The 22758-nt window shown below is 61.8% G+C and carries 20 protein-coding genes; 5 read left to right on the forward strand and 15 right to left on the reverse strand.

The window, feature by feature from the left end; genetic code table 11:
• Positions 1-113 precede the first annotated feature (113 nt).
• Positions 114-626 carry a dihydrofolate reductase gene (locus AAEZ05_RS01165; protein WP_045059792.1) on the reverse strand — a complete coding sequence of 171 codons (513 nt, stop codon included), beginning with the start codon at positions 624-626 and terminating at the stop codon, positions 114-116.
• A 99-nt stretch (positions 627-725) separates the two neighbouring features.
• Here AAEZ05_RS01165 and AAEZ05_RS01170 point away from each other — a divergent pair, with 99 nt between their 5' ends.
• Together AAEZ05_RS01170 and AAEZ05_RS01175 are read left to right on the forward strand one after the other, a co-directional pair.
• On the forward strand, positions 726-2096 hold the full coding sequence (locus AAEZ05_RS01170; protein WP_045059791.1) for a DUF2868 domain-containing protein: 1371 nt from the start codon (positions 726-728) through the stop codon (positions 2094-2096).
• Positions 2089-3465 (forward strand): GTPase/DUF3482 domain-containing protein, encoded by a 1377-nt coding sequence (locus tag AAEZ05_RS01175; protein ID WP_350646455.1) that lies wholly within the window; start codon positions 2089-2091, stop codon positions 3463-3465. Before AAEZ05_RS01170 ends, AAEZ05_RS01175 begins: the two co-directional genes overlap by 8 nt.
• 153 nt (positions 3466-3618) lie before the next feature.
• Here the strand turns inward: AAEZ05_RS01175 and AAEZ05_RS01180 are convergent, their stop codons facing one another.
• The 7 genes from AAEZ05_RS01180 to AAEZ05_RS01210 form a co-directional block, all read right to left on the reverse strand.
• Entirely contained in the window at positions 3619-4179 is a 561-nt protein-coding gene (locus tag AAEZ05_RS01180; protein WP_045059789.1) for a phosphonate degradation HD-domain oxygenase, read from the reverse strand.
• Positions 4180-4181: 2 nt separating this feature from the next.
• Positions 4182-5312 (reverse strand): TIGR03364 family FAD-dependent oxidoreductase, encoded by a 1131-nt coding sequence (locus tag AAEZ05_RS01185; RefSeq protein WP_045059788.1) that lies wholly within the window; start codon positions 5310-5312, stop codon positions 4182-4184.
• Between the two features lie 256 nt (positions 5313-5568).
• Positions 5569-6594: a putative 2-aminoethylphosphonate ABC transporter substrate-binding protein gene (locus AAEZ05_RS01190; protein ID WP_045059787.1), complete on the reverse strand. Its 1026-nt coding sequence runs from the start codon at positions 6592-6594 to the stop codon at positions 5569-5571.
• A gap of 27 nt (positions 6595-6621) precedes the next feature.
• Complete coding sequence (locus AAEZ05_RS01195) at positions 6622-8346, reverse strand: putative 2-aminoethylphosphonate ABC transporter permease subunit (RefSeq protein WP_350646456.1); 1725 nt, start codon at positions 8344-8346, stop codon at positions 6622-6624.
• Positions 8346-9422: a putative 2-aminoethylphosphonate ABC transporter ATP-binding protein gene (locus AAEZ05_RS01200; protein WP_045059785.1), complete on the reverse strand. Its 1077-nt coding sequence runs from the start codon at positions 9420-9422 to the stop codon at positions 8346-8348. The genes AAEZ05_RS01195 and AAEZ05_RS01200 overlap by 1 nt, the downstream gene beginning before the upstream one ends.
• A gap of 119 nt (positions 9423-9541) precedes the next feature.
• Entirely contained in the window at positions 9542-10405 is an 864-nt protein-coding gene (locus AAEZ05_RS01205) for a LysR family transcriptional regulator (RefSeq protein WP_045059784.1), read from the reverse strand.
• A gap of 16 nt (positions 10406-10421) precedes the next feature.
• Entirely contained in the window at positions 10422-12689 is a 2268-nt protein-coding gene (locus AAEZ05_RS01210; RefSeq protein WP_350646457.1) for a heavy metal translocating P-type ATPase, read from the reverse strand.
• Between the two features lie 86 nt (positions 12690-12775).
• On the opposite strand from AAEZ05_RS01210, the gene cadR reads away from it, so the two are divergent.
• A complete protein-coding gene (gene cadR, locus AAEZ05_RS01215) occupies positions 12776-13225 on the forward strand; it encodes a Cd(II)/Pb(II)-responsive transcriptional regulator (RefSeq protein ID WP_045059782.1) in 450 nt (149 codons plus the stop codon).
• A 118-nt stretch (positions 13226-13343) separates the two neighbouring features.
• Here cadR and AAEZ05_RS01220 read toward each other — a convergent pair whose 3' ends face one another.
• The 3 genes from AAEZ05_RS01220 to AAEZ05_RS01230 all read right to left on the reverse strand — a co-directional run bounded on the left by AAEZ05_RS01220 (position 13344) and on the right by AAEZ05_RS01230 (position 16036).
• Entirely contained in the window at positions 13344-14315 is a 972-nt protein-coding gene (locus AAEZ05_RS01220; RefSeq protein ID WP_045059781.1) for a thymidylate synthase, read from the reverse strand.
• Positions 14316-14363: 48 nt separating this feature from the next.
• Positions 14364-15170 (reverse strand): prolipoprotein diacylglyceryl transferase, encoded by an 807-nt coding sequence (gene lgt, locus AAEZ05_RS01225; RefSeq protein ID WP_045059780.1) that lies wholly within the window; start codon positions 15168-15170, stop codon positions 14364-14366.
• 83 nt (positions 15171-15253) lie between these two features.
• A complete protein-coding gene (locus AAEZ05_RS01230) occupies positions 15254-16036 on the reverse strand; it encodes a sulfite exporter TauE/SafE family protein (RefSeq protein ID WP_045059779.1) in 783 nt (260 codons plus the stop codon).
• A 133-nt stretch (positions 16037-16169) separates the two neighbouring features.
• Here AAEZ05_RS01230 and AAEZ05_RS01235 point away from each other — a divergent pair, with 133 nt between their 5' ends.
• Positions 16170-16916 (forward strand): NRDE family protein, encoded by a 747-nt coding sequence (locus AAEZ05_RS01235; RefSeq protein WP_205893127.1) that lies wholly within the window; start codon positions 16170-16172, stop codon positions 16914-16916.
• Positions 16917-16975: 59 nt separating this feature from the next.
• On the opposite strand, the gene ptsP is transcribed toward AAEZ05_RS01235, so the two are convergent.
• Both ptsP and AAEZ05_RS01245 read right to left on the reverse strand, forming a co-directional pair.
• Positions 16976-19255, reverse strand: coding sequence for a phosphoenolpyruvate--protein phosphotransferase (ptsP, locus tag AAEZ05_RS01240; RefSeq protein ID WP_045059777.1), 2280 nt, complete (start codon positions 19253-19255; stop codon positions 16976-16978).
• A gap of 22 nt (positions 19256-19277) precedes the next feature.
• The gene (locus tag AAEZ05_RS01245) at positions 19278-19757 is read right to left on the reverse strand and encodes an RNA pyrophosphohydrolase (RefSeq protein ID WP_007945562.1); all 480 of its coding nucleotides are present in this window, start codon (positions 19755-19757) and stop codon (positions 19278-19280) included.
• Between the two features lie 143 nt (positions 19758-19900).
• Here AAEZ05_RS01245 and AAEZ05_RS01250 point away from each other — a divergent pair, with 143 nt between their 5' ends.
• Positions 19901-20557 carry a histidinol-phosphatase gene (locus tag AAEZ05_RS01250; protein WP_045059776.1) on the forward strand — a complete coding sequence of 219 codons (657 nt, stop codon included), beginning with the start codon at positions 19901-19903 and terminating at the stop codon, positions 20555-20557.
• A gap of 52 nt (positions 20558-20609) precedes the next feature.
• On the opposite strand, the gene AAEZ05_RS01255 is transcribed toward AAEZ05_RS01250, so the two are convergent.
• Positions 20610-21035, reverse strand: a complete 426-nt coding sequence (locus AAEZ05_RS01255) for a DUF2269 domain-containing protein (protein WP_350646458.1) — start codon at positions 21033-21035, stop codon at positions 20610-20612.
• 39 nt (positions 21036-21074) lie between these two features.
• On the reverse strand, positions 21075-22589 hold the full coding sequence (gene ilvA / locus AAEZ05_RS01260; protein WP_122841104.1) for a threonine ammonia-lyase, biosynthetic: 1515 nt from the start codon (positions 22587-22589) through the stop codon (positions 21075-21077).
• Between the last annotated feature and the right edge of the window lie 169 nt (positions 22590-22758).

Consider the following 22758-nt stretch of genomic DNA (forward strand, 5'->3'; position numbering starts at 1 on the left):
CGTCTGATCTGGCCTCATCGCCAGCAGGCTGGCTCCCACAGGGATTTTGGGTGTTCACACAATCTGTGTTTCACCTCAAACCCACTGTGGGAGCCAGCCTGCTGGCGATGTTTTTAGGCCTTTTCCCAAACTTCAAAGTTGTACGCTGGTTTGTCGCCTTCAGCTGGATTCGAGGTGTTGGACACCAATGTCCACTGCATCAAATCAAACTCCGGAAACCAGGCATCCCCCTCGGGGCTCAGCGCCACACGGGTCAGGTACAGGCGATCCGCCTGCGCCATGCCTTGCGCATACAGCTGCGCCCCGCCAATCAACATCACCTCATCGACACCCTGCTGGTTCGCCCATTCCTGCGCCCGAACCACTGCGGACTCCAGCGACGGATAAACCTCGGCGCCGTCCAGCTGCAGACCGGCCTGGCGACTGACGACGATATTCAATCGTCCCGGCAGCGGGCGACCCAGGGAATCCCAGGTCTTGCGACCCATGATGATCGGCTTGCCCAGGGTGGTGGCCTTGAAGTACTTGAAGTCCCCCGGCAAGTGCCAGGGCATGCTGTTGTCGATGCCGATCACACGGTTTTCACCGAGGGCTGCGATCAGGCTGAGGGGGAGTGATTTAGTCATGTCGGCGAGGATACCAGAGCCTCAACTTCTCGCAACGCAGGCCCCCAACAAGCGCTGCAGCGGTTATGCTCACGGCTCAATTAAGCGACGGGATGCCGCGTGACTGAACTGACTAACCTCTGGCTGACTGAAACCATCCGCCTGCGCGAAGAACATGCCGGGGCCCTGGACGATATTGAAGCCAATCGAATAGCCCGCAGCGAAGGCGGCGACCTGCCGACACGGATTCAACGCCGGGCCCTTTGGCTGGCGGAGCGCGACGGGCTGAGCAGCGCCCTCAGCCATTGGCTGCAAGGTGCGCGACTGGCGCTGATTGTCCTGGCGGCACTGGCAGTGATCAGCGGCGCCGGCCTGGCGTTTGCCGCGCTGAGCGACGGGAAGTTGCCGGTCAATGTGTTCTGGGCCTTGGGCAGCCTGCTCGGGCTCAATCTGATTTTGCTGCTGAGCTGGGCCCTGGGCCTGATGTTCGCCGGCGAACACGGCGCCAGTCTCGGTCGTTTGTGGCTGTGGCTCAGCGAAAAACTCGCCCGGGACGCCAAGGCCGCGCAACTGCCGCCCGCGCTGCTGCTGTTGCTGCAACGACACAAGCTCAATCGCTGGGCGATCGGCTTGCTGGTCAACCTCCTCTGGTTGCTGGCGATGCTTAGCGCACTGGTGATGCTGCTGACCCTGATGGCCACCCGGCGTTACGGCTTCGTCTGGGAGACCACCCTGCTTGGCGCCGACACCTTCGTCGCCATGACTCAAACCCTGGGTGCCCTGCCTGCCTTGCTTGGCTTCAACATACCCACGGTCGAGATGATCCGCGCCAGTGGCGATGCGGCGCTGAACATCGAAAGCGCCCGGCAAGCCTGGGCCACCTGGCTGGTGGGCGTGCTGGTGGTCTACGGGGTCGTTCCCCGCCTGCTCCTGGCGTTGTTCTGCCTATGGCGCTGGAAAACCGGCCAGGCAAAATTGCATCTGGACCTCAACCTGGCCGGCTATGCGCAACTTCGCGAAAGGCTGATGCCCAGCAGCGAACGACTGGGCATCAGCGATGCTGCGCCCGAGCGGTTGCATCGGGTGCAAAGCAGCACCAGCGACTTGCAAAGCGAGGGCGCGCTACTGGTCGCTATCGAGCTGGACGATCAACGCCCGTGGCCGCCGCAGTTGCCGAAGAATGTCAGCAACGCGGGGATTCTCGACAGTCGTGAATCGCGCCACAAACTGCTCGAACAGCTCAGTCGGTTTCCCCCCGCGCGCCTGGCCATCGCCTGCGATCCACGCCGCTCGCCGGATCGCGGCAGCCTGGCGCTCATCGCCGAACTGGCTCGCAACGCCAGCGCCACACGTGTCTGGCTGCTGCAGGCCCCACCCGGCGAGGCCCTGGATGCCGAGCGCCTGGGCGATTGGCATGTGGCGCTGCAACAGCTGGAACTGCCGTTCGCCGACAGCGCGCCATTGAACTGGCTGGAGAACGGTCATGACTGATTCGCGAAAAAACCCGCTGAAACTCGCGGTGGTGGGTCACACCAACGTTGGCAAAACCTCGTTGCTGCGAACCCTGACCCGGGATGTCGGATTCGGCGAAGTGTCTCATCGGCCCAGCACCACCCGCCATGTCGAAGGTGCGCGCCTGTCGGTGGACGGCGAGCCGTTGCTTGACCTGTTCGACACTCCGGGCCTGGAAGATGCCATCGCCCTGCTCGATTATCTCGAGCGCCTGGAGCGCCCCGGCGAGCGCCTCGACGGCCCGGCACGCCTGGCCCGATTCCTTGAGGGTAGCGAGGCCCGGCAGCGTTTCGAGCAGGAAGCCAAGGTACTGCGCCAGTTGCTCACCTGTGATGCCGGCCTTTATGTCATCGATGCCCGCGAACCGGTGTTATCCAAATACCGCGACGAGCTCGAAGTGCTGGCCAGTTGCGGCAAACCCCTGCTGCCGGTGCTGAACTTCGTCAGCAGCGCCAACCATCGTGAACCGGATTGGCGTGAAGCATTGGCGCGGCTGGGTCTGCATGCCCTGGTACGCTTCGACAGCGTCGCCCCGCCGGAAGATGGCGAACGTCGACTGTATGAAAGCCTGGCACTGCTGCTGGAGAACGCCCGGCCGCAGCTGGAACGCCTGATCGCCGATCAGCAAGCCCAGCGCCTGGCCCGCCAGCATAGCGCCGCGCGGTTGATAGCCGAATTGTTGATCGACTGCGCCGCGTGTCGACGCAGCGTCGCCGCCGAGGCCGAGCAGGAACAGCAGGCGATCAGCGAACTGCGCAAGGCCGTGCGCCAGCGGGAACAGCGGTGCGTCGAAGCCTTGCTCAAACTCTACGCTTTCCGCCCGCAAGATGCCGCCGCCAGCGACTTGCCGTTGCTTGATGGCCGCTGGGGCGATGACCTGTTCAATCCCGAAACCCTCAAGCAACTGGGCGTTCGGGTCGGCGGTGGCATCGCCGCCGGCGCAGCCGCCGGTGCCGGTGTGGATTTGCTGGTCGGTGGTCTGACGCTGGGCGCCGCGGCACTGGCAGGCGCCATTGCCGGCGGCGCCCTGCAAACCGCGCGCAGCTACGGCAGCCGCCTGCTGGGCAAGATCAAGGGCCAGCGAGAACTGACTGTCGACGGCAGCGTGCTGCGGCTGTTGGCATTACGCCAGCGCCAACTGCTGCTGGCCCTGAATGCCCGCGGGCATGCAGCGCTGGAGAGCATCCAGGTCGCCACGCCACAGGACAAGACCTGGCGCGAAGGCAAGTTGCCGGAAGCACTGAACAAGGCCCGGGCCTATCCCCAGTGGTCGTCGCTCAACCCCCATGCGAAGTTGAATCAGGCGGAGCGGCAGGAGCAGATAGAGGTGCTGGCGCAGCAGCTTTAGACCTCTGGTTACTGTACAGCCCCTTTCGCGAGCAAGCCCGCTCCCACAGTGGATCGGTGTTGGACACACACTATGTGACCAACCCTGAACCAGGTGGGAGCGGGCTTGCTCAGGGCGGCGGTGCGACGAAGAAAGCAACGCGGTCCGTCTGCCCTAGATCACCAATAGCCGCAACGCCTTGGCCTTCAACACCCCCAGATCAATCACCGGAACATCCATCTCCTTGGCTAACTCATCCCACTGCCGCATGCGCAGGCTCACGGCGCACAAGGGATCACGCTCGAATGCCTCAGCTTCCTCAATGGACATCACCCCACCCTGATGCACCAGGGTCCGGCGACTGGCTTCACTCAATCGCTCGTAGTACCCAGGCTCCCTGAGGGTCAGATAACGCTTGGCCTGAACGTGATACTCGACCAGCCGCGCCAGGCGCTCGCTGAAACCTGCGCGCCGCAGAAAATCGGCACCCAACTGCTCATGGCTGACCACGCCAAATCCGCCCATGTTCCTGGCGTCATCGGCAGCGCAGATATGCCCGATGTCGTGGAAGAACGCCGCCAGCACCACCTCATCGTCAAAACCTTCGGCCATGGCCAGTTCGGCGGCCTGTGACATATGCTCGATCTGCGACACCGGCTCGCCGATGTAGTCGCTGGCGCCGTAACGCTCGTACAGGGCGAAAACCTCGCCAATCACTTGCTCATTGCGCTCCATGATTATTCCCCCAGCAAGATCGCCACGTTGCGCTCAGCCATGGCCGGCCCGACGCTCATGCCGACCCCGCTGTGCATCAGCGCTGCACTCAGCCCGCCGGCAGGACGCAGGAACGAAAAGGGCGCCGGACCCCGTGAACCGTAGACGCCCTGCCAGCGCTCCACCACTTTGATCTTGCAGCCAAGCGTCTGCTCGGCCAGTTCGATCATGTAGTCATCCACCTGCTCGGCATTGAAGGGTGAGGCATCGTTGCCGTAATGGTGCGAGTCGCCAATGATCAATTCGCCGTAAGGCGTCGGGCTAATCAGCAGGTGAATGCCGTTTTCGTGCAAGTAGGGTGTTTCTCGCACAATCTGCGCCTGCACTGCCGCAGCTTCGGGCAGATCGGCAAAAGCACCGTAGTGCACGCAGCTCAGGCCGGTGAGCAGCGCATGTTGCAGGTTGAGGTTGACCTGCGGCCGCGCCCGCAGCATTTGCAGGCGACAGACTTGCGGGTTGAGCTCGGCGATGGGGCCGGCCAGCAGGGTCTGATAATCATGACCGGAGCAAACGATGATCTGCCCGGCACTGAATACCCCCGCAGTGCTGTGCACGCGGCCCGGTTCAATGTCGCGCACCAGCGTCGAAAAATGAAACTCGACGCCCAGCTCGCGGCGCAGGTAGTCGATCAATGCCGGGATCGCTTCCCGGGAATACAGTTGCTGATCCTCCAGGCCATGCAGCGCGGCCCGGTGATGGCGGAATTGACCGCCGTACAAATCGCGTAGCGCTGAGCCGCGCAGCAGGTCGACGCGGTAATCGTGTTCCACCGCGCGGCCGGCGCAAAAGGCTTCGAGCAAACCTTCTTCGGCTTCCGTGCGGGCGAACAGGTACGAGCCATTGCGCTTGAGCTGCAGCCCGGCAAGTTGCGCCCATTGGCCCCAGATATCACGGCTGGCCTTGGCCAGTTCGAGCATCGGGCCGGGTGGCTGGCCGGTGACCAGGGCCTGGCCGAAGTTGCGCACCGAGGCGCCCAGGGGTGTTTCGCTGCGTTCGAAAACGCTGACCTTGAGCCCGCGCCTGGCGGCGGCGTAGGCATGGGACAGACCCAGGATGCCGGCGCCGACGATCAGTATGTCGCTGTGTTGTGTCATGGGTTTTGTCCTGAATTCGAAGCCGCCTTCGCGGGCAAGCCCGCTCCCACAGGTTTATTGGTGTTCACAACATCTGTGTTCACTACAAATCCCTATTGGAGCTGGCTTGCCAGGCCCCACAGGCTCTGTGGTGTTCACAGCATCTTTGTTCACTGCAGCTCCCACAGGGTTTGTAGTGAACGCCAAATTCGCGAACACCTCGAAACCTGTGGGAGCGGGCTTGCCCGCGAAGTGGCCCTGTCAGCCGATAAAGATCCTACTTGGCAGCCACTTTCTCGGACTTGCCGTCATAGCGCTTGCGCCACTCGGTCAGGATTTCGTCGCGATTCTTCGACGCCCAGGCAAAGTCGTTCTTGATCAAGCGCTGCTCGTAATCCGCCGGCAGCTCGGTCTGTGGCTTGGCGATTCCCGGCTGAGCCAGCACCGCAAAATTCTCTTTATACAGCTCCATCGCCGCCGGACTGGCAGAGAAATCAGCCAGCTTCTTCGCCGCTTCTTCGTGCTGCGAGCCCTTGATCAGCGCGGTGGCTTCGATCTCCCAGCCAAGGCCTTCCTTCGGCAGGATGATGTCGAGCGGAGCGCCCTGGCGCTTGAGCTGAACGGCCGGGTATTCAAAGGAAATGCCGATCGGGAATTCGCCGGAGGCGGCGAGCTTGCAAGGCTTGGAGCCGGAGTGGACGTATTGCCCGATGTTCTGGTGCAGGTCGTCCATGTACTGCCAGCCCTGCTTCTCGCCGAAGGTTTGCAGCCAGGCGCTGACGTCGAGGAAACCAGTGCCGGACGACGCCGGGTTAGGCATCACGATTTTGCCTTTGTACTCAGGCTTGGTCAGGTCCTGCCAGCTTACCGGCTTGGTCAGCCCCTGTTTCTCGGCCTCGACGGTGTTGAAGCAGATGGTCGCGGCCCAGACATCCATGCCGACCCAGGCGGGTGGATTGGCGGCGTCACGGTAGTTGCCACCGATCTTGTCCAGGTCCTTGGGTGCATAGCTCTGCAGCATGCCTTGCTGGTCGAGAATCGCCAGGCTCGATGCCGCCAGGCCCCACACGGCATCAGCCTGCGGGCGGGCTTTCTCAGCCAGCAGCTTGGCGGTGATGATGCCTGTAGAGTCGCGAACCCACTTGATCCCGATGTCCGGGTTGGCTTTCTCAAATGCCTCTTTGTAAGTCTTGAGCTGTTCCGCTTCGAGCGCGGTGTACACCGTCAACTCGGTTTTCGCCGCAAAGGCGTTCAGGCTGAAAGCGGTGAGGACAGCAGCGGCCAGGGCCATAGGCTTGAACATGATGCAGCTCCTTTTATGGGGACAGATCTATTTTCCGGGCACGGTCTGCCGCCAGGCCTGGGAGCGACGCAGCAAACCGCGCGAGGCCCAGGCCAGCAGCAGGGACACGCCCGCCGAGGTGAACAGAATCAGGGTCGACATCGCGGCCGCACCGCCAACGTTGCCGGCGTCATCCATGTTCAGCACCGCCACCGCCGCGAGGATGGTGTCGGGGCTGTACAGGAAGATCGCGGCCGAGACGGTGGTCATCGCCGAGACGAACAGGTAGCGCACGATGTCCAGCAGCGCGGGCAGGCAGATCGGCACGGTGACACGCAGGTAGTGCCGATACAGCGGTGCCTTGAGCGACAACGCAGCGGCTTCGAACTCGCCATCGAGTTGGCGCAGCGCTGTGGTGGCGGTCATCTGGGCGGTGGTCAAATAATGAGCAATCGTGCACACCACCAGCAGCGTCATGGACCCGTACAGCACATGCAGCGGGTTGCCAGTGAGATTGAAGAAGAAGACATAACCCAGGCCGAGCACCAGGCCGGGCACCGCCATCGGCACAAAGCTGAGCATGCGCAAGGTCAGGTTCAGGCCGCGCTGGCCCTTGGTTTTTTCCATCAGGTAGGCGCCGGTGAAGATCAGCACGCTGCCGATCAGCGCTGTGCACACGGCCATCTTCACGCTGTTGCCGTAGGCCAGCCAGCCACCACCTGCCGTGTCGTTGAACTGGTAGTGATTGAGCGACAGCGACAGGTTGTACGGCCAGAATTTCACCAGCGACGAGAACACCGCCATGCCAAATACCAGCAACAGCACCGCGCAGATCAGCATCACGATCGCCAGGTAACACCTGTCTCGCAGGGGCGATGGCAGCGGTTTGAACACTTGCGCCCTACCGCTCATGGAGTCGCCGTGACGGCGACGCAACCAGGCGTCGACACCGAAGCTGAGCAGTGCCGGCAGCAGCAGGACCATGCCGATCAGAGCGCCACGGCCGAACTGTTGCTGGCCGACCACCGCCTTATAAGCTTCCAGTGCCAGCACTTGATAATCGCCGCCGACCACCACGGGCACGCCAAAGTCGGTAATGGTCAGGGTGAACACCAGGCAGAACGCCGCGAACACGGCCTGACGCGTCGCCGGCCAGGTGATGCTGCGAAAAGCTTTCGCCGGACTGGCGCCCATGCTGGAAGCCGCGTCGAACAGGCGCGCATCTGCCAATGACAGCGCTGACAGCAGGATCATCAAGGCATGCGGGAAGGTGTAGATGACCTCGCCCAGAACAATGCCCCAGAAACCGTAGATGTTGTCCGAGAGCAGGCCGCGCAACATGCCCTGGTTGCCGAACAGATAGACCAGGGCGATTCCCGGCAGCATTGAGGGCGCCATCAGCGGCAACAGGGAAATACCGCGCCAGACGCCTTTGCCTGGAATCAGCGTTCGTTGCAGCGCGTAGGCAAAGAGGTAGGCCAGCGGGACGACAATAGCCGCTACGCTGAGGGAAACTTTCAGGCTGTTGCCCAACAGCCAGTGGAAGTTCGCACTGGTTACCAACTCCCGGGCGGCGACCAGGCCACCGCCCTGCCCGGCCTCGGCGCTGAACCCGCGCCAGAAGATCGCCAGCAACGGCAGCAATACCGCGACGCCGAGCAATACCAGCAAAACCATTTTGCCGCCGACCACGAACAGCCGATCGCCGATCTCGGCCCGGGAAGTCTGCCGCACCTGCTTGCGCGGCATCGGCAGGGCGATGTTCGCGCTCATCAGGCGAATACCTGCAGGCTGCGCGGTGGCAAGGCCACCATGATCTGCTGCGCGCCAAGACGCGGCATGGCTTCAGGCGCCAGCTCGGCGAGCAGCGCATGGCCAGGCAATTGGTCGAGTTCGAAACTCATGCGGCAGCGGTTGCCGAGGAAAGTGATCTCGCGAACCTTGGCCGGGAACAGGTTTTCCTCATGCACCGTCGGGTTGACGCAGATGGCTTCAGGTCGGCAGAACAAGCGCCCCGATGCGGTTTTCGCGCCCCCCTCCGCCAGGCGCATGTTCATCCCGCCCACCTGGGCATGGCTGCCATTGCTGCGGCTGAACGGCAGCCAGTTGCCTTGGCCGACGAACTCGGCGACAAAGGGAGTCGCCGGACGGTCGTAGATTTCCTGCGCGGTAGCGTACTGCTCGACCTTGCCGTTGTTCATCACGGCGATGCGGTCGGCCATCAGCATGGCCTCGTCCTGGTTGTGCGTGACCATCAGGGTGGTAATGCCCAGGTTGCGCTGCAGCTGGCGCAGCTCGGTGCACAGATGCTCGCGAACCCGGGCGTCGAGGGCCGACATCGGCTCATCGAGCAGCAACAGCGACGGTGCCGGCGCCAATGCCCGCGCCAGGGCGACGCGTTGCTGCTGGCCGCCGGACAGTTGCCCGGGGTACTTTTTTTCACTGCCGATCAGGCCGACCAGCTCCAGCATCTGCCCCACACGCTTACGCACTTCATCGCGACCACTGCCGGCTAGGCCATAGGCGATGTTTGCCTCGACGGTGAGATTGGGGAACAAGGCGTAGGACTGGAACAGAATGCCGTAGTCCCTGGCCTGGGGCGCCAGGTGGGAAACGTCGCGATCGCCCAGGTACAGCTCGCCGCTGTCCTGTTTCTCCAGGCCGGCGATGCAGCGTAGCAAAGTAGTCTTGCCGCAGCCCGACGGACCGAGCAGGCAAACCAGCTCGCCGGCTGCCACGTCGAGGGAAACGTTATCCAGCGCAGTGAACGCGCCAAAGCGTTTCTGCACGCCGCGCACTTTCATCGGGGCGCCGGGGTTGGTCAGGGCAGTTGCGATCGAGTGGTTCATGGACAGACCTCATAAAGCAGATGAGAGCCATCCTAGGGATGTAATGCGTACGTGATGTGGCAGTGAGGCAAAAACGGCTGATAGTGGTATTCAGGGATTTGGGTTGAAGTCAAAAGATCTCAGGCCGGCGCCATCTCTTGCGCCAACCCGAGAAACGCCGCCGGCAACCGCGCGCCCTTGCGCTCCTTGAGGCAGTACAGGTATTCAGGGATCTGCGGCGCATTCTCGATGGTCAACACCCGCAGTTGCGGATCATGCGGCACTTCCTGGCGGGCAATGATGCTGATACCGATATTGCGCAGCACTGCCTCGCGGATCGACTCCCGACTGCCAATTTCCAGCAGCGGTCCGAAACCCACGCCGGCACTGGCCAGCAGCTCTTCAGTCAAGCGCCGGGTGGTGGAGCCGGATTCGCGCATCAACAGGGTATGCCCGGCCAACGCGCTGAGCGGCACATGATCATGCACCGCCAGCGGATGATTGCGATGCACCGCCAGTACCAGTGGATCGGTACCCAGCACTCGACGGATCAATCGCGCATCATCCAGCAACTGCGAGGAAGCAGCGACGTCGACGCGGTACTCCTCCAGCGCCTCCAGCACCTGCTGCGAGTTGCCGATTTCCACCGACACCTCCACCTGGGGCAGGCGCTCGCGAAAGGTCTTCACCAGGTCGAGAATGTAATAAGGCGCAGTAGCCGCGATGCGCAAAGTGCCTTGAACCTGACCACTGTTGCGCAGGAAGAACTCGATGTCCGCCTCCTGCTGCATCAATGCCTTGACCATGGGCAGCAGTCGCGCCCCTTCATCGCTGACAGTGAGGCGGCGGCCACCGCGATAGAACAGTTCAACCGAGTACTGGCTTTCCAGATTGCGAATCTGGGTGGTCACCGTAGGCTGGCTCAGCCCGAGCTTTTTCGCCGCCTGGGTGATGCTGCCCAGGCGGGCCACCATATAAAACGCCTTCAGCTCCGCACTCAGCACACCCGATCCTCATCGCTTACTTGCGCAACAAACGCAAACCATTGAACACCACCAACAGGCTCACGCCCATGTCGGCGAACACCGCCATCCACATGGTGGCGACCCCGGCGAAGGTTACCCCAAGAAAGATCGCCTTGATTACCAATGCAAGGGCAATGTTCTGCTTGAGGATGCTCGACGTTTGCCGCGACAGGCGGATAAACGCGGGGATCTTGCGCAGATCGTCGTCCATCAGGGCGACATCGGCGGTCTCGATGGCGGTATCGGTACCAGCAGCCGCCATTGCGAAACCGATCTCTGCCCGAGCCAGTGCCGGCGCATCGTTGATGCCATCGCCGACCATGCCGACGTGATGGCCCTGTGCATAAAGTGCTTCGATGGCTTGCAGCTTGTCGGTTGGCAGCAGGTCGCCCTTGGCTTCGTCGATACCCACTTGCGCGGCAATCGCCTGAGCGGTGTGGACGTTGTCGCCGGTAAGCATCAGGGTTTTGATGCCCAGTTCGTGCAGTTGCCGGATCGCCTCGCGGCTGGACTCCTTGACCGTATCGGCCACGGCGAATAGCGCCAGCGGGCCGGACTTGTCGAGCAACAAGACCACCGATTTACCCTGTTTTTCCAGTGCAAACAGCTTCTCTTCCAGTTCCGGCGAGCAAAGATTCAGCTCTTCTACCAGCCGATGGTTGCCCAAATGGTAGACCTGACCGTTGATTTCACCGCGCACACCGCGACCAGCCAGCGCTTCAAAGTTATCCACAACCAGCGGCGCGAATTGTTTATCCACAGCCGCATTGGCGATGGCCAACGACACCGGGTGATCCGAGCGACCGGCCAACGCCGCCGCAATCGCTGGGGCGGTTGCGTCAGCGGTTGGGTCAAGCGACAAATAATCGGTCTGCACCGGTTTGCCATGGGTGATGGTGCCGGTCTTGTCCAACGCCAGGTAATCGAGCTTGTAGCCGCCCTCCAGATAAACCCCGCCCTTCACCAGGATGCCTTTGCGCGCCGCCGCCGCGAGGCCGCTGACGATGGTCACCGGGGTGGAAATCACCAACGCGCATGGGCAAGCGACCACCAGCAAGACCAACGCCCGGTAGATCCAGTCGAACCAGGCGCCGCCCATGAATAGCGGCGCAATCACGGCAACGGCCAAGGCCAGCAGGAACACTGCCGGGGTATAGATTTTGGAGAACTGATCGACGAAACGCTGGGTCGGCGCCCGTGCGCCCTGCGCCTGTTCCACGGCGTGGATGATCCGCGCCAGCGTAGAGTTATTGGCCGCAGCAGTGACGGCATATTCCAGGGACCCTGCCTGGTTGATGGTCCCGGCGAACACCTTATCGCCCACGGTCTTCTCGATCGGCAGGCTTTCGCCCGTGATCGGCGCCTGATCGATGGTGGAACTGCCCGAAACGACTTCGCCGTCCAGGCCAATCCGCTCGCCGGGACGCACCCGCACTCGCGCGCCGAGCTCGATGGTTTTGACGTCTTGCTCAATCCAGCGGCCGTCGGCTTGCTGCACCGTGGCCTGTTCCGGGGTCATCTGCATAAGGCCGCCAATGGCGTTGCGCGCTCGATCCAGCGACTTGGCTTCGATCAACTCGGCCACGGTGAACAGGAACATCACCATCGCCGCTTCCGGCCACTGGCCAATCAGGACCGCGCCGGTGACCGCGATGCTCATCAACGCGTTGATGTTCAGGTTGAGGTTCTTGAGCGCAATCCAGCCTTTTTTGTACGTAGTGAGGCCACCACTGAGGATCGAAACCAGCGCGATGATCGCCACCACCCAGTCCGGCGCGGCGTTGGTGAAGTGGATCACTTCTGCAGTCAGTGCACCCACACCCGACAGCGCCAGAGGCCACCAATGCTTTTTCTCGGGAATCGGCGCAGGCGTTTCGGCGCCCTGCTCCATCGGCTCGGCCACCATGCCCAGCGACTTGATCGCCTCGATGATCGGCGCCGTACTGGGCAGGTCATGGGTCACGCCCAGGACCCGATTGATCAGGTTGAATTCGAGTTGCTGCACACCTGCCATTTTACCGAGCTTGTTCTGGATCAGCGTCTGCTCGGTCGGGCAGTCCATGGCATCGATGCGGAAACTGCTCAGGCGCGCGCCGTCGGTCGGCGTTTCGCTCAGCTTGATCAGCGACGGCGCAGCGGCTTTGGAAGCACAGCACGAGTCGCCATGGCTGCCATGGTCATGCTGTTGTACAGGCTGAAGCTTGGGGGCGTGATCATGATCGTGATCCGCGCCGGGTTTGTGGATGTGCTGGGAGTCGCTCATTGGTTTGCGTCCATGTAGGTGCCTGTTGCCAAGTAAAGACCCTGTAGCCACTATAGGGTCAAGCACCCATTTGGAGATTTGCAGCCATGAAGATCGGAGAGCTGGCCAAACTGACCGACTGCGCCGTGGAGACCATCCGCTATTACGAGCGTGAGAACCTGCTGCCAGAGCCCGCGCGCAGTGACGGCAACTACCGCGTATACACCCAGGCCCACGTCGAACGCCTGACGTTTATCCGCAACTGCCGCACCCTCGACATGACCCTGGAAGAGATCCGCAGCCTGCTGGCATTGCGCGACAGTCCGCAGGATCAGTGTGAAAGCGTGAATGCGCTGGTGGATGAGCACATCCATCACGTCAGGGCCCGGATCGAGGGCTTGCTGGCATTGCAGGCACAGCTTCTCGACCTGCGCCAACGTTGCGGCGAGGGACCAGGGAGCGAGCATTGCGGGATTTTGCAGCGGCTGGAGGTGAGTGGCGGGGTTGTCGCGACGGAAGTCGAGCCCTCCCATGTTGGCCGCAGCCACGGCCACTAAAAGCACCACCCATCCCCTGTAGGAGCTGCCGAAGGCTGCGATCTTTTGATCTTGCTGTGAATCAAGATCAAAAGATCGCAGCCTTCGGCAGCTCCTACGCGGAGAGATAACGGAGGCGTTAGACCGCCATCGGCGCGGTCATTGGCGCGTGGTGCTGATAGCCTTCCAGCGAGAAATCGCCAGGCTCGATCAGCTCCAGCCACTCAGGCTGATAAACACCGGTCTTGGCAAACTCCGGCACCCGGTCGCTGATCACCAGTTTGGGCATCGGGAACGGCTCACGCGTGAGCTGCTCGTTGAGCATGTCCAGATGGTTCTCGTACACGTGCGCATCACCGATGAAGTAGGTGAACCAGCGCGGTGTATAGCCGGTCAGGCGGCCGATCAGGCTCAGCAGCGCGGCGCCTTCGGTGAGGTTGAACGGCGTGCCCAGGCCCAGGTCATTGGAGCGGATGAAGAGGGTCAGGGAAATCTCCCTGGTCTCGACATTCGGGTGGAACTGGTACAGCAGGTGGCACGGCGGCAGGGCCATTTCATCGAGCTGCGCGACGTTCCAGCCGTGGAACAGGATGCGCCGGCTACCTGGGTCCTTGATGATGGTGTCGATACACTGGCGGATCTGGTCGATCGCCTTGTACAGCACCACATAAGCCTCGCCGTCTTCTTCGCCCGCGGCGATCTGCCGATATCCCTGGCTCAGGGTCTGCTCGATCGCCGCCTGGTTGCTGACCGGGATCTGCTTGTATGCCGGCCATTTGCGCCACTGCACACCGTAGATCTCGCCGAGATCGTCTTCACCCTGGCGGAACGGGTTGGCCAGCCATTGCGCATTTTCGTTGGCGTTCTGGTCCCAGACCTTGCAGCCCAGGGCGCGGAATTCGGCGGCGTTGTTCACCCCTCGCAAGAATCCGCACATTTCGCCAATGGCCGATTTGAAGGCCATTTTGCGAGTGGTGATTGCCGGAAAACCTTCTTGCAGGTCATAACGCAGCATCGCACCGGGAAAACTGATGGTGTTCACGCCGGTACGGTTGGCCTGCTTGGTGCCGTTCTTGATGACGTGGGCGACCAGTTCGAGATATTGCTTCATGAGTTACCTGTGTCCTTGAGCCCGGGGCCCGAGCCCCGGGTTCGAATTTTATACTGCCGCTGCCGGAGTAGCCGGGGCGCGGTGATACGCCAGCCAGATCAGGAACAACCCGCCAACGATCATCGGTACGCACAGCACCTGACCCATGGTCAGCCAGTTCCAGGCCAGATAGCCCAGTTGCGCGTCCGGTACGCGGACGAATTCAACGATGAAGCGGAAGATGCCGTAGAACAGCGCGAACATCCCCGACACCGCCATGGTCGGCCGTGGCTTGCGGGAAAAAATCCACAGGATCGCAAACAGCGCCACGCCTTCCAGTGCGAACTGGTACAGCTGCGACGGGTGACGCGCCAGTTGCGCAGGATCGGTCGGGAACACCATCGCCCACGGCACGTCCGTTGCCTTGCCCCACAGTTCGGCGTTGATGAAGTTGCCGATACGGCCGGCACCCAGGCCGATCGGCACCATCGGTGCGATGAAATCCATCAGCTGGAAAAACGACTTGTTGTTCTTCTTGCCGAACCACAATGCCGCCAGCATCACGCCAATAAAGCCGCCGTGGAACGACATGCCGCCCTTCCACACTTCGAAAATCAGCGTCGGGTTGGCCAGATAGGCATTCAGATCGTAGAACAGCACATAGCCCAGGCGGCCGCCGACGATCACGCCCATCGACATCCAGAACACCATGTCGGAGAGCTTCTCCTTGGTCCAGGTCGGGTCGAAGCGGTTCAGCCGGCGGGACGCCAGCCACCATGCGCCGCCAATGCCGATCAGGTACATCAGGCCGTACCAGTGGATTTTCAGCGGACCGATGGCCAAGGCCACCGGGTCGATCTGCGGGTAAGGCAGCATTGCGACTCCTCGTTAGAGTTGAAACTTTCTAAATTCCCGGGCGACGCTGTCACGCCAGGATTAAGCCAGTATTGCGGAGCGCGTCAAAGCAGGAAGCTGAGCCCGACGCAGAACAGCAAAGCGGCAAACAGTCTTTTCAGCAATTTCGGCGACAGTCGGTGAGCCAGCCGCGCGCCCACCCGGGCGAAGAACATGCTGGTCAGGGCAATGCCCAGCAGCGCCGGTAAATAAATAAAACCGAGACTATGGGCCGGCAACAACGGATCGTGCCAGCCCAGAATCATGAAACTTAAAGCACTGGCCAGCGCAATCGGCAGGCCGCACGCCGATGACGTGGCCACCGCCTGCTGCATTGGCACGCTGCGCCAGGTGAGGAACGGCACGGTCAGCGAGCCACCGCCGATCCCGAAAATCGCCGAGGCCCAACCGATCACGCTGCCGGCCAGGGTCAGACCGACTTTGCCGGGCACCGTTCGGCTGGCCTTGGGCTTGACGTCCAGAGCCAGCTGCACAGCGATGACCAGCGCAAATACGCCAATAATCTTCTGCAGGTTCGGCCCGGAGATCGCTTCGGCCGTCAGCGCACCAAAACCGGCGCCCATCAGGATACCCACGGTCATCCACGCGAAGATCGGCCAACGCACGGCCCCGCGGCGATGATGCTCGCGAACCGCATTGACCGAGGTAAAAATGATCGTCGCCAGGGATGTACCCACCGCCAGGTGAGTCAGGATCGACGCATCGAAACCCTGCAAAGTGAAACTGAACACCAGTACCGGGACGATAATGATGCCGCCCCCCACCCCGAACAGCCCGGCCAGTACGCCCGCACAGGCGCCCAGCGCCAGATAGAGCAGAATTTCCATGGCCATATCCCTAGCATCGTGAAATCAGGAGCGGCATGGTAACGGATGCGGGGGCCAAGGCTCCACTGTGCAAGGCGATGGATCGACGGACGATGACTGCGTACAGTGGGAAAAAAACGCATGGGACCCTCTTATGTGCCTGATTGTTTTTGCCTGGCGACCCGGGCATGCCCAGCCGCTGATCGTGGCGGCCAACCGCGACGAGTTCTACGCCCGTCCCAGCCTGCCCCTTGCGCAGTGGTCGCAAGCGCCCCAGGTGTACGCCGGTCGAGACCTGGAAGCCGGCGGCACCTGGCTCGGTATTGGCGCCAATGGCCGCTTCGCCGCGCTGACCAATATTCGCGATCCCCATCAGCCACCAGCGCGCAAATCCCGGGGCGAGCTGGTCGCACGGTTCCTCAGTGGCGACATACCAATTGATGATTATTTAAACGACGTTGTCGGACGTTCGGTTGAATATGCCGGCTTTAACCTGTTGGTTGGCAACAATCATGAGCTGTGGCACTTCAACGCCCGGGAGTCGGAGGCGGTGATGCTGCAGCCGGGAGTCTATGGTTTATCCAATGCCGGGCTCGACACGCCCTGGCCCAAGTTGCTCAAGGCCCGCTCGGCACTGGAAAGAGCGCTGGACGATCCACAGCCTGATGTTCTGCTTGCGCTGCTCAACGACCCGCAGACAGCCGACTTTGCCGAGCTGCCGGATACCGGGGTGGGGCTGGCAACCGAGGCGTTGCTGTCGAGTGTGTTCATTGCCAGCCCGACTTACGGGACGCGGGCGAGTACGGCGCTGATTGTGCAGGCGGATGGCACTCGGCATATGGTCGAGCGGAGCTTCGGGCCGTATGGCGGGCATTTGGGGGAAGTGGAAATCAGGGTTTGATTTTGTCTTGCCTGTGCCGGCCTCATCGCGGGCAAGCCCGCGATGAGGCCATCAGCGGTTTAGAGCACCTTGGCAGTCGCCGGATTATTGATCCGCGCCAACCCAAGGTTCTTCAGCGCCAACTGCAACGAGCTGTGGATAACTTGCGGGTTGTCGATGGTCATCAGCTCTGCCAGCAACTCCTTGGCCTTGCTCAGATTGATCTGGCGCAGCATCCATTTCACCTTGGGCAGGTTGGTGGCGTTCATCGACAGGCTGTCGAAACCCATCGCCATCAACAACACCGCCGCCGCAGGATCACCGGCCATCTCGCCGCAGATACTCACCGGCTTACCCTCGGCATGGGCATCACGCACCACGTTCTGCAGCGCTTGAAGCACTGCCGGGTGCAGGTAATCGTAGAGATCGGCCACCCGCGGGTTGTTGCGATCCACCGCCAGCAGGTACTGGGTCAGGTCGTTCGAACCGACCGAAAGGAAATCGACTTGTCGCGCCAGCTCCTTGGTCTGGTACACCGCCGCCGGAATCTCGATCATCACGCCAATCGGGGGCATCGGAACATCCGTGCCCTCGTCGCGCACTTCACCCCAGGCCCGATGGATCAGGTGCAGGGCTTCTTCGAGCTCGTGGGTGCCGGAGATCATCGGCAACAGGATTCGCAGGTTGTTCAGGCCCTCACTGGCCTTGAGCATGGCCCGGGTCTGCACCAGAAAGATTTCCGGGTGGTCGAGGGTGACGCGAATGCCGCGCCATCCCAGGAACGGGTTGTCTTCCTTGATGGGGAAATACGACAGCGACTTGTCACCGCCGATATCCAGGCTGCGCATGGTGACCGGCTGCGGGTGGAACGCGGCGAGCTGCTCGCGATAGATCGCCAGCTGCTCCTTTTCGCTCGGGAAGCGCTGGTTGATCATGAACGGCACTTCGGTGCGATACAGGCCAACGCCCTCGGCGCCACGCTTCTGCGCCCGCGCCACGTCCGCCAGCAGGCCGGTGTTGACCCACAGCGGCATGCGGTGGCCGTCGAGGGTCACGCATGGCAGGTCTCGCAAAGAGTCGAGACCCAGGGCCAGTTGCTTCTCTTCTTCCACCACCTCGGCGAATTGCTTGCGCAGCACGTCACTGGGGTTGGTGTAGACCTCGCCACGATTGCCGTCGACGATCAGCTCGATGCCGTCAACCTTGGCGTATGGCAGGTCAACCAGGCCCATAACCGTCGGGATACCCATGGCCCGAGCCAGGATCGCAACGTGGGAGTTACCCGAGCCAAGCACCGAGACCAGGCCAACCAGCGTGCCTTCCGGAACCTCGCCGAGCATCGCCGGCGTCAGTTCTTCGCTGACCAGAATGGTTTTTTCCGGGTAGACCAGGTTTTGCTGGCGCTCCTCCTGCAAGTAAGCCAGCAGGCGTCGGCCGAGGTCCTTGACGTCCGATGCGCGCTCACGCAGGTAGGCGTCGTCCATCAGTTCGAAGCGGTTGACGTGATCGGTGACAACCTGGCGCAACGCGCCTTGGGCCCACTGCCCGGTCTTGATCACGGTGGTGACTTCGTTGCCCAGCGCGGCATCGTCGAGCATCATCAGATAGACGTCGAACAACGCGCGCTCTTCCGGGCGCAGCTGGGTCGCAAGCTTGGCCGACAAGGCACGCATGTCGGCACGCACACCTTCGATGGCAGTCTTGAACAGCCCAAGTTCGGCATCGATGTCGGTAATGGTCTTGTCCGGCACCACATCCAGATCCGCTGGCGGCAGCATGACCACCGCCGTACCGACCGCCGCGCCCGGCGAACCGGGAACGCCGACGAACTTCGCCTCCTGGATGCCCTTGCCCTGGCGCCCCAGCCCTCGGATCGAGCCGGTGGCCTCGGCGTGGGCAATAACGCCGGCGAGCTGCGCGCTCATGGTCACGAGGAAGGCTTCTTCACCTTCATCGAACTGGCGGCGTTCTTTCTGTTGAATGACCAGCACGCCGACGACGCGGCGGTGGTGAATGATCGGCGCCCCAAGGAAGGAGGCGTAGCGCTCTTCCCCCGTCTCGGCGAAGTAACGGTAGCGCGGGTGATCCGCAGCGTTTTCCAGGTTCAGGGGTTCTTCACGCGTACCGACCAGGCCCACCAGACCTTCGTTCGGCGCCATGCTGACCTTGCCGATCGAGCGCTTGTTGAGGCCTTCGGTGGCCATCAGGACGAAGCGGTTGGTCTCGGGGTCGAGCAGGTAGACCGAGCAAACCTGGCTGCCCATGGCCTCTTTGACGCGCAACACAATAATCCCCAACGCCGCCTTGAGATCCTTGGCGGAGTTAACTTCCTGGACGATCTTGCGCAGCGTATTGAGCATGGCTCGGGGTCGAACTCCGTCGTCAGTCGCGCGTTAAAAGGCGCGGGGCAAGCTCTTTGAGAGCGCGTCGATACACCTCGCGCTTGAATGTCACCACCTGGCCCAACGGATACCAATAGCTGACCCAGCGCCAGCCATCGAACTCCGGTTTACCGGTCAAATCCATCCGCACCCGCTGCTCGTTGGAGATCAGGCGCAGGAGAAACCACTTCTGTTTCTGGCCGATGCACAGCGGTTGGCTGTGGGTCCTGACCAGACGTTGCGGCAAACGATAGCGCAACCAGCCCCGAGTACAGGCGAGAATTTCAACATCTTCGCGTTCCAGGCCCACTTCTTCGTTCAACTCGCGGTACAAGGCGTCTTCCGGCGTCTCCTGGGGATTGATTCCACCCTGGGGAAACTGCCAGGCATCTTGATTGATACGGCGAGCCCATAGCACCTGTCCGGCATCATTCGTGAGAATGATCCCGACATTGGGGCGGAAACCATCGGGGTCGATCACGGCAACAACCTCGCAAACGCATGTCGTCGCATTGTTCCACAAAGGTTGTGAAGGCAGCAACGAGCCGGCCTACCTTATGTGCACTCTTGTGAAAAGTCCGTATTCTGGACGCCTTTCTACAGACTTTTCAGCGAGTAACTGCAATGCGGCTGGCTTTATTCGACTTGGACAACACTCTTCTGGGCGGCGACAGCGACCACGCCTGGGGCGATTACCTGTGCGAGCGCGGGTTCCTCGACGCGGTTGCCTACAAGACACGCAACGACGAGTTCTATCAGGATTACCTGGCCGGCAAGCTCGATAACGCCGCTTACCTGAACTTTTGCCTGGAGGTCCTGGGCCGCACCGAAATGGCCACGCTGGCGCAATGGCACCAGGACTACATGCGCGACTGCATTGAGCCGATCGTGTTGCCCAAGGCTATCGAACTGCTGGCCAAGCACCGCGACGCAGGTGACAAGCTGGTGATCATCACCGCGACCAACCGTTTCGTAACGGGGCCGATTGCCGAGCGCCTGGGCGTTGAAACCCTGATTGCTACCGAGTGCGAAATGCTCGACGGCCGCTACACCGGGCGCAGCACCGACGTGCCGTGCTTCCGCGAAGGCAAGGTCACCCGATTGAATCGCTGGCTGCAAGAGACCGGGCATTCGTTGGACGACAGCTATTTCTATAGCGATTCGATGAATGATTTGCCGCTGCTTGAGCAGGTGGCGAATCCGGTGGCGGTTGATCCGGACCCTAACTTGCGGGCTGAGGCCGAGAAGCGCGGTTGGCCGGTGATCACCCTGCGCGACTGAAGATCAAAAGATCGTCCGAAGGCTCGGGCCGCGTTCGGACGATCTTTTCGGGCTAAACCGGCTTAGCGCCCATTAACCCCGCAATCGCGACCAGGCAAACAAAACTGAACAGCGCCAAGGCAAAGGTAAATCTGCCATTACCCCCCGGCGCCTTGCGCAATTTGTTCAGCCGCACCAGCAGCCAGAACCACCCCAACGCCGCCAAGGTATAAAGCACACTGGAGGCCAGCAGCCAGGTCTGCCCCAAGGGCCAGCCCACCAGGTGCACCATCCACCAGCCGGTGAATGGCATGCTCAGCAGGGCCAGGCCCATCAGCAGCCAGACAAACACCCGTGGCCGCTGCAAGGTGCGCCTGCCCGCCGTGGCGTCGCCACCGCGCCGCGTTTGCCACACCCAGATCCCCAGGCCCAGCGCACAACCCAGCAATATCGCGGTCGCCGCAGTGTGGGCCATTTTCAGGGCGGTTAACGTGTCCATTGTTCGATTTCCTTATGGCTTGCCCAACAGCGTAGTCGCTCAGCCCAGAAACAGCAGATAGGCCGGGTTGTCGCTTTCGTCCCAATACGGATAGCCGATTTCTTCCAGCGCCGCAGGCACCAGGTGACGCTCGTCATGCGGTACCTGCAGCCCCGCGACGACTCGGCCGTCCGCAGCGCCGTGGTTGCGATAATGGAACATCGATATGTTCCAGCGCCCGCCCAGCTTGTTGAGGAAGTTGAACAGCGCGCCCGGGCGCTCCGGGAATTCAAACCGCAGAATCACTTCATCGACCACATGCGCGGCACGACCGCCCACCATGTGACGGATGTGCAACTTGGCCAGTTCGTTGTCGGTCAGGTCGAGCACCGGAAAGCCCTGCTCGCCCAGGCTGGCAATCAGCGCGCTGCGCGGATCGGTGTCCGGATGCGTTTGCACCCCGACAAAAATATGCGCTTCGCTGCCGGTGTTGTAGCGGTAGTTGAATTCGGTGATCTGGCGCTTGCCGATGGCTTCGCAGAACGCCTTGAAGCTGCCAGGCTTCTCGGGAATGGTCACGGCGATGATGGCTTCGCGACCCTCGCCCAGCTCGGCTCGCTCGGCGACGTGGCGCAGGCGGTCGAAGTTGACGTTGGCGCCGGAGTCGATGGCCACGAAGGTATGGCCGGTGACACCATGCTGTTCGACGTACTTTTTGATCCCGGCCACGCCCAGCGCGCCGGCGGGCTCGGTGATGGAGCGGGTGTCGTCGTAAATGTCCTTGATTGCCGCACAGATTTCGTCAGTGCTGACGGTGATGACTTCATCGACGTAGTCTTTGCAGATGTCGAATGTGTGCTGGCCGATCTGCGCCACCGCCACACCGTCGGCGAAGATGCCCACGGTCGGCAAGACCACGCGTTCACCGGCAGCCATGGCTGCTTGCAGGCAATTGGAATCGTCCGGCTCGACGCCGATGACCTTGATTTCAGGTCGAAGGTATTTAACGTACGCCGCAATACCGGCGATCAGCCCGCCACCGCCGACCGGGACGAAAATGGCATCCAGGCGCCCCGGGTGCTGGCGCAGGATCTCCATGGCCACCGTGCCCTGCCCGGCGATGGTATGAGGATCGTCGTAGGGATGAATGTAGACGTAGCCTTTTTCGTCGACCAGTTTCAGCGAGTAGGCCAGGGCTTCCGGGAATGAATCCCCGTGCAACACGACTTTGCCGCCGCGCGAGCGTACGCCTTCGACCTTGATCTCCGGGGTGGTCTTGGGCATCACGATGGTCGCTTTCACGCCCAGTACCTTGGCCGCCAGGGCCAGCCCTTGAGCATGGTTGCCGGCAGAAGCGGTGACGACACCGCGCGCCCGCTCTTCCTCGCTCAGTTGGGTGAGCTTGTTGTAGGCGCCGCGGATCTTGAACGAGAACACCGGTTGCAAGTCTTCGCGCTTGAGCCAAATGCTGTTGCCCAGCCGCTCGGAGAGCTGGCGAGCAGTCTGCAATGGGGTTTCTACGGCAACGTCATAAACGCGCGAGGTGAGGATCTTCTTGACGTACTGTTCGAGCATCGGAAAGCATCACTGAGCGGGTTGGGCAGGACCAACGAGTCTAACCCGGCTTCGCGCCACACGACCACACCCCAATCCAAAGCTTTGCCCCTACAGGGGTATGCCCCAGGTTTGAGCATGACCTTCGCTGCCCCGCAGCCTATAATGACGGCCTTCAGCCCCCTCTTCG

It is taken from the genome of Pseudomonas sp. HY13-MNA-CIBAN-0226 (genome assembly GCF_040310305.1).
In the GTDB taxonomy this organism is placed as follows: Bacteria; Pseudomonadota; Gammaproteobacteria; order Pseudomonadales; family Pseudomonadaceae; genus Aquipseudomonas; species Aquipseudomonas gregormendelii.

Bases quoted from the DNA above. Each gene is read 5' to 3' on its own strand.
- AAEZ05_RS01165 (WP_045059792.1), bottom strand. From the start codon at position 626: ATGACTAAATCACTCCCCCTCAGCCTGATCGCAGCCCTCGGTGAAAAC.
- AAEZ05_RS01175 (WP_350646455.1), top strand. From the start codon at position 2,089: ATGACTGATTCGCGAAAAAACCCGCTGAAACTCGCGGTGGTGGGTCAC.
- AAEZ05_RS01180 (WP_045059789.1), bottom strand. From the start codon at position 4,179: ATGGAGCGCAATGAGCAAGTGATTGGCGAGGTTTTCGCCCTGTACGAG.
- AAEZ05_RS01185 (WP_045059788.1), bottom strand. From the start codon at position 5,312: ATGACACAACACAGCGACATACTGATCGTCGGCGCCGGCATCCTGGGT.
- AAEZ05_RS01190 (WP_045059787.1), bottom strand. From the start codon at position 6,594: ATGTTCAAGCCTATGGCCCTGGCCGCTGCTGTCCTCACCGCTTTCAGC.
- AAEZ05_RS01195 (WP_350646456.1), bottom strand. From the start codon at position 8,346: ATGAGCGCGAACATCGCCCTGCCGATGCCGCGCAAGCAGGTGCGGCAG.
- AAEZ05_RS01200 (WP_045059785.1), bottom strand. From the start codon at position 9,422: ATGAACCACTCGATCGCAACTGCCCTGACCAACCCCGGCGCCCCGATG.
- AAEZ05_RS01210 (WP_350646457.1), bottom strand. From the start codon at position 12,689: ATGAGCGACTCCCAGCACATCCACAAACCCGGCGCGGATCACGATCAT.
- cadR (WP_045059782.1), top strand. From the start codon at position 12,776: ATGAAGATCGGAGAGCTGGCCAAACTGACCGACTGCGCCGTGGAGACC.
- AAEZ05_RS01220 (WP_045059781.1), bottom strand. From the start codon at position 14,315: ATGAAGCAATATCTCGAACTGGTCGCCCACGTCATCAAGAACGGCACC.
- lgt (WP_045059780.1), bottom strand. From the start codon at position 15,170: ATGCTGCCTTACCCGCAGATCGACCCGGTGGCCTTGGCCATCGGTCCG.
- AAEZ05_RS01230 (WP_045059779.1), bottom strand. From the start codon at position 16,036: ATGGAAATTCTGCTCTATCTGGCGCTGGGCGCCTGTGCGGGCGTACTG.
- AAEZ05_RS01235 (WP_205893127.1), top strand. From the start codon at position 16,170: ATGTGCCTGATTGTTTTTGCCTGGCGACCCGGGCATGCCCAGCCGCTG.
- ptsP (WP_045059777.1), bottom strand. From the start codon at position 19,255: ATGCTCAATACGCTGCGCAAGATCGTCCAGGAAGTTAACTCCGCCAAG.
- AAEZ05_RS01250 (WP_045059776.1), top strand. From the start codon at position 19,901: ATGCGGCTGGCTTTATTCGACTTGGACAACACTCTTCTGGGCGGCGAC.
- AAEZ05_RS01255 (WP_350646458.1), bottom strand. From the start codon at position 21,035: ATGGACACGTTAACCGCCCTGAAAATGGCCCACACTGCGGCGACCGCG.
- ilvA (WP_122841104.1), bottom strand. From the start codon at position 22,589: ATGCTCGAACAGTACGTCAAGAAGATCCTCACCTCGCGCGTTTATGAC.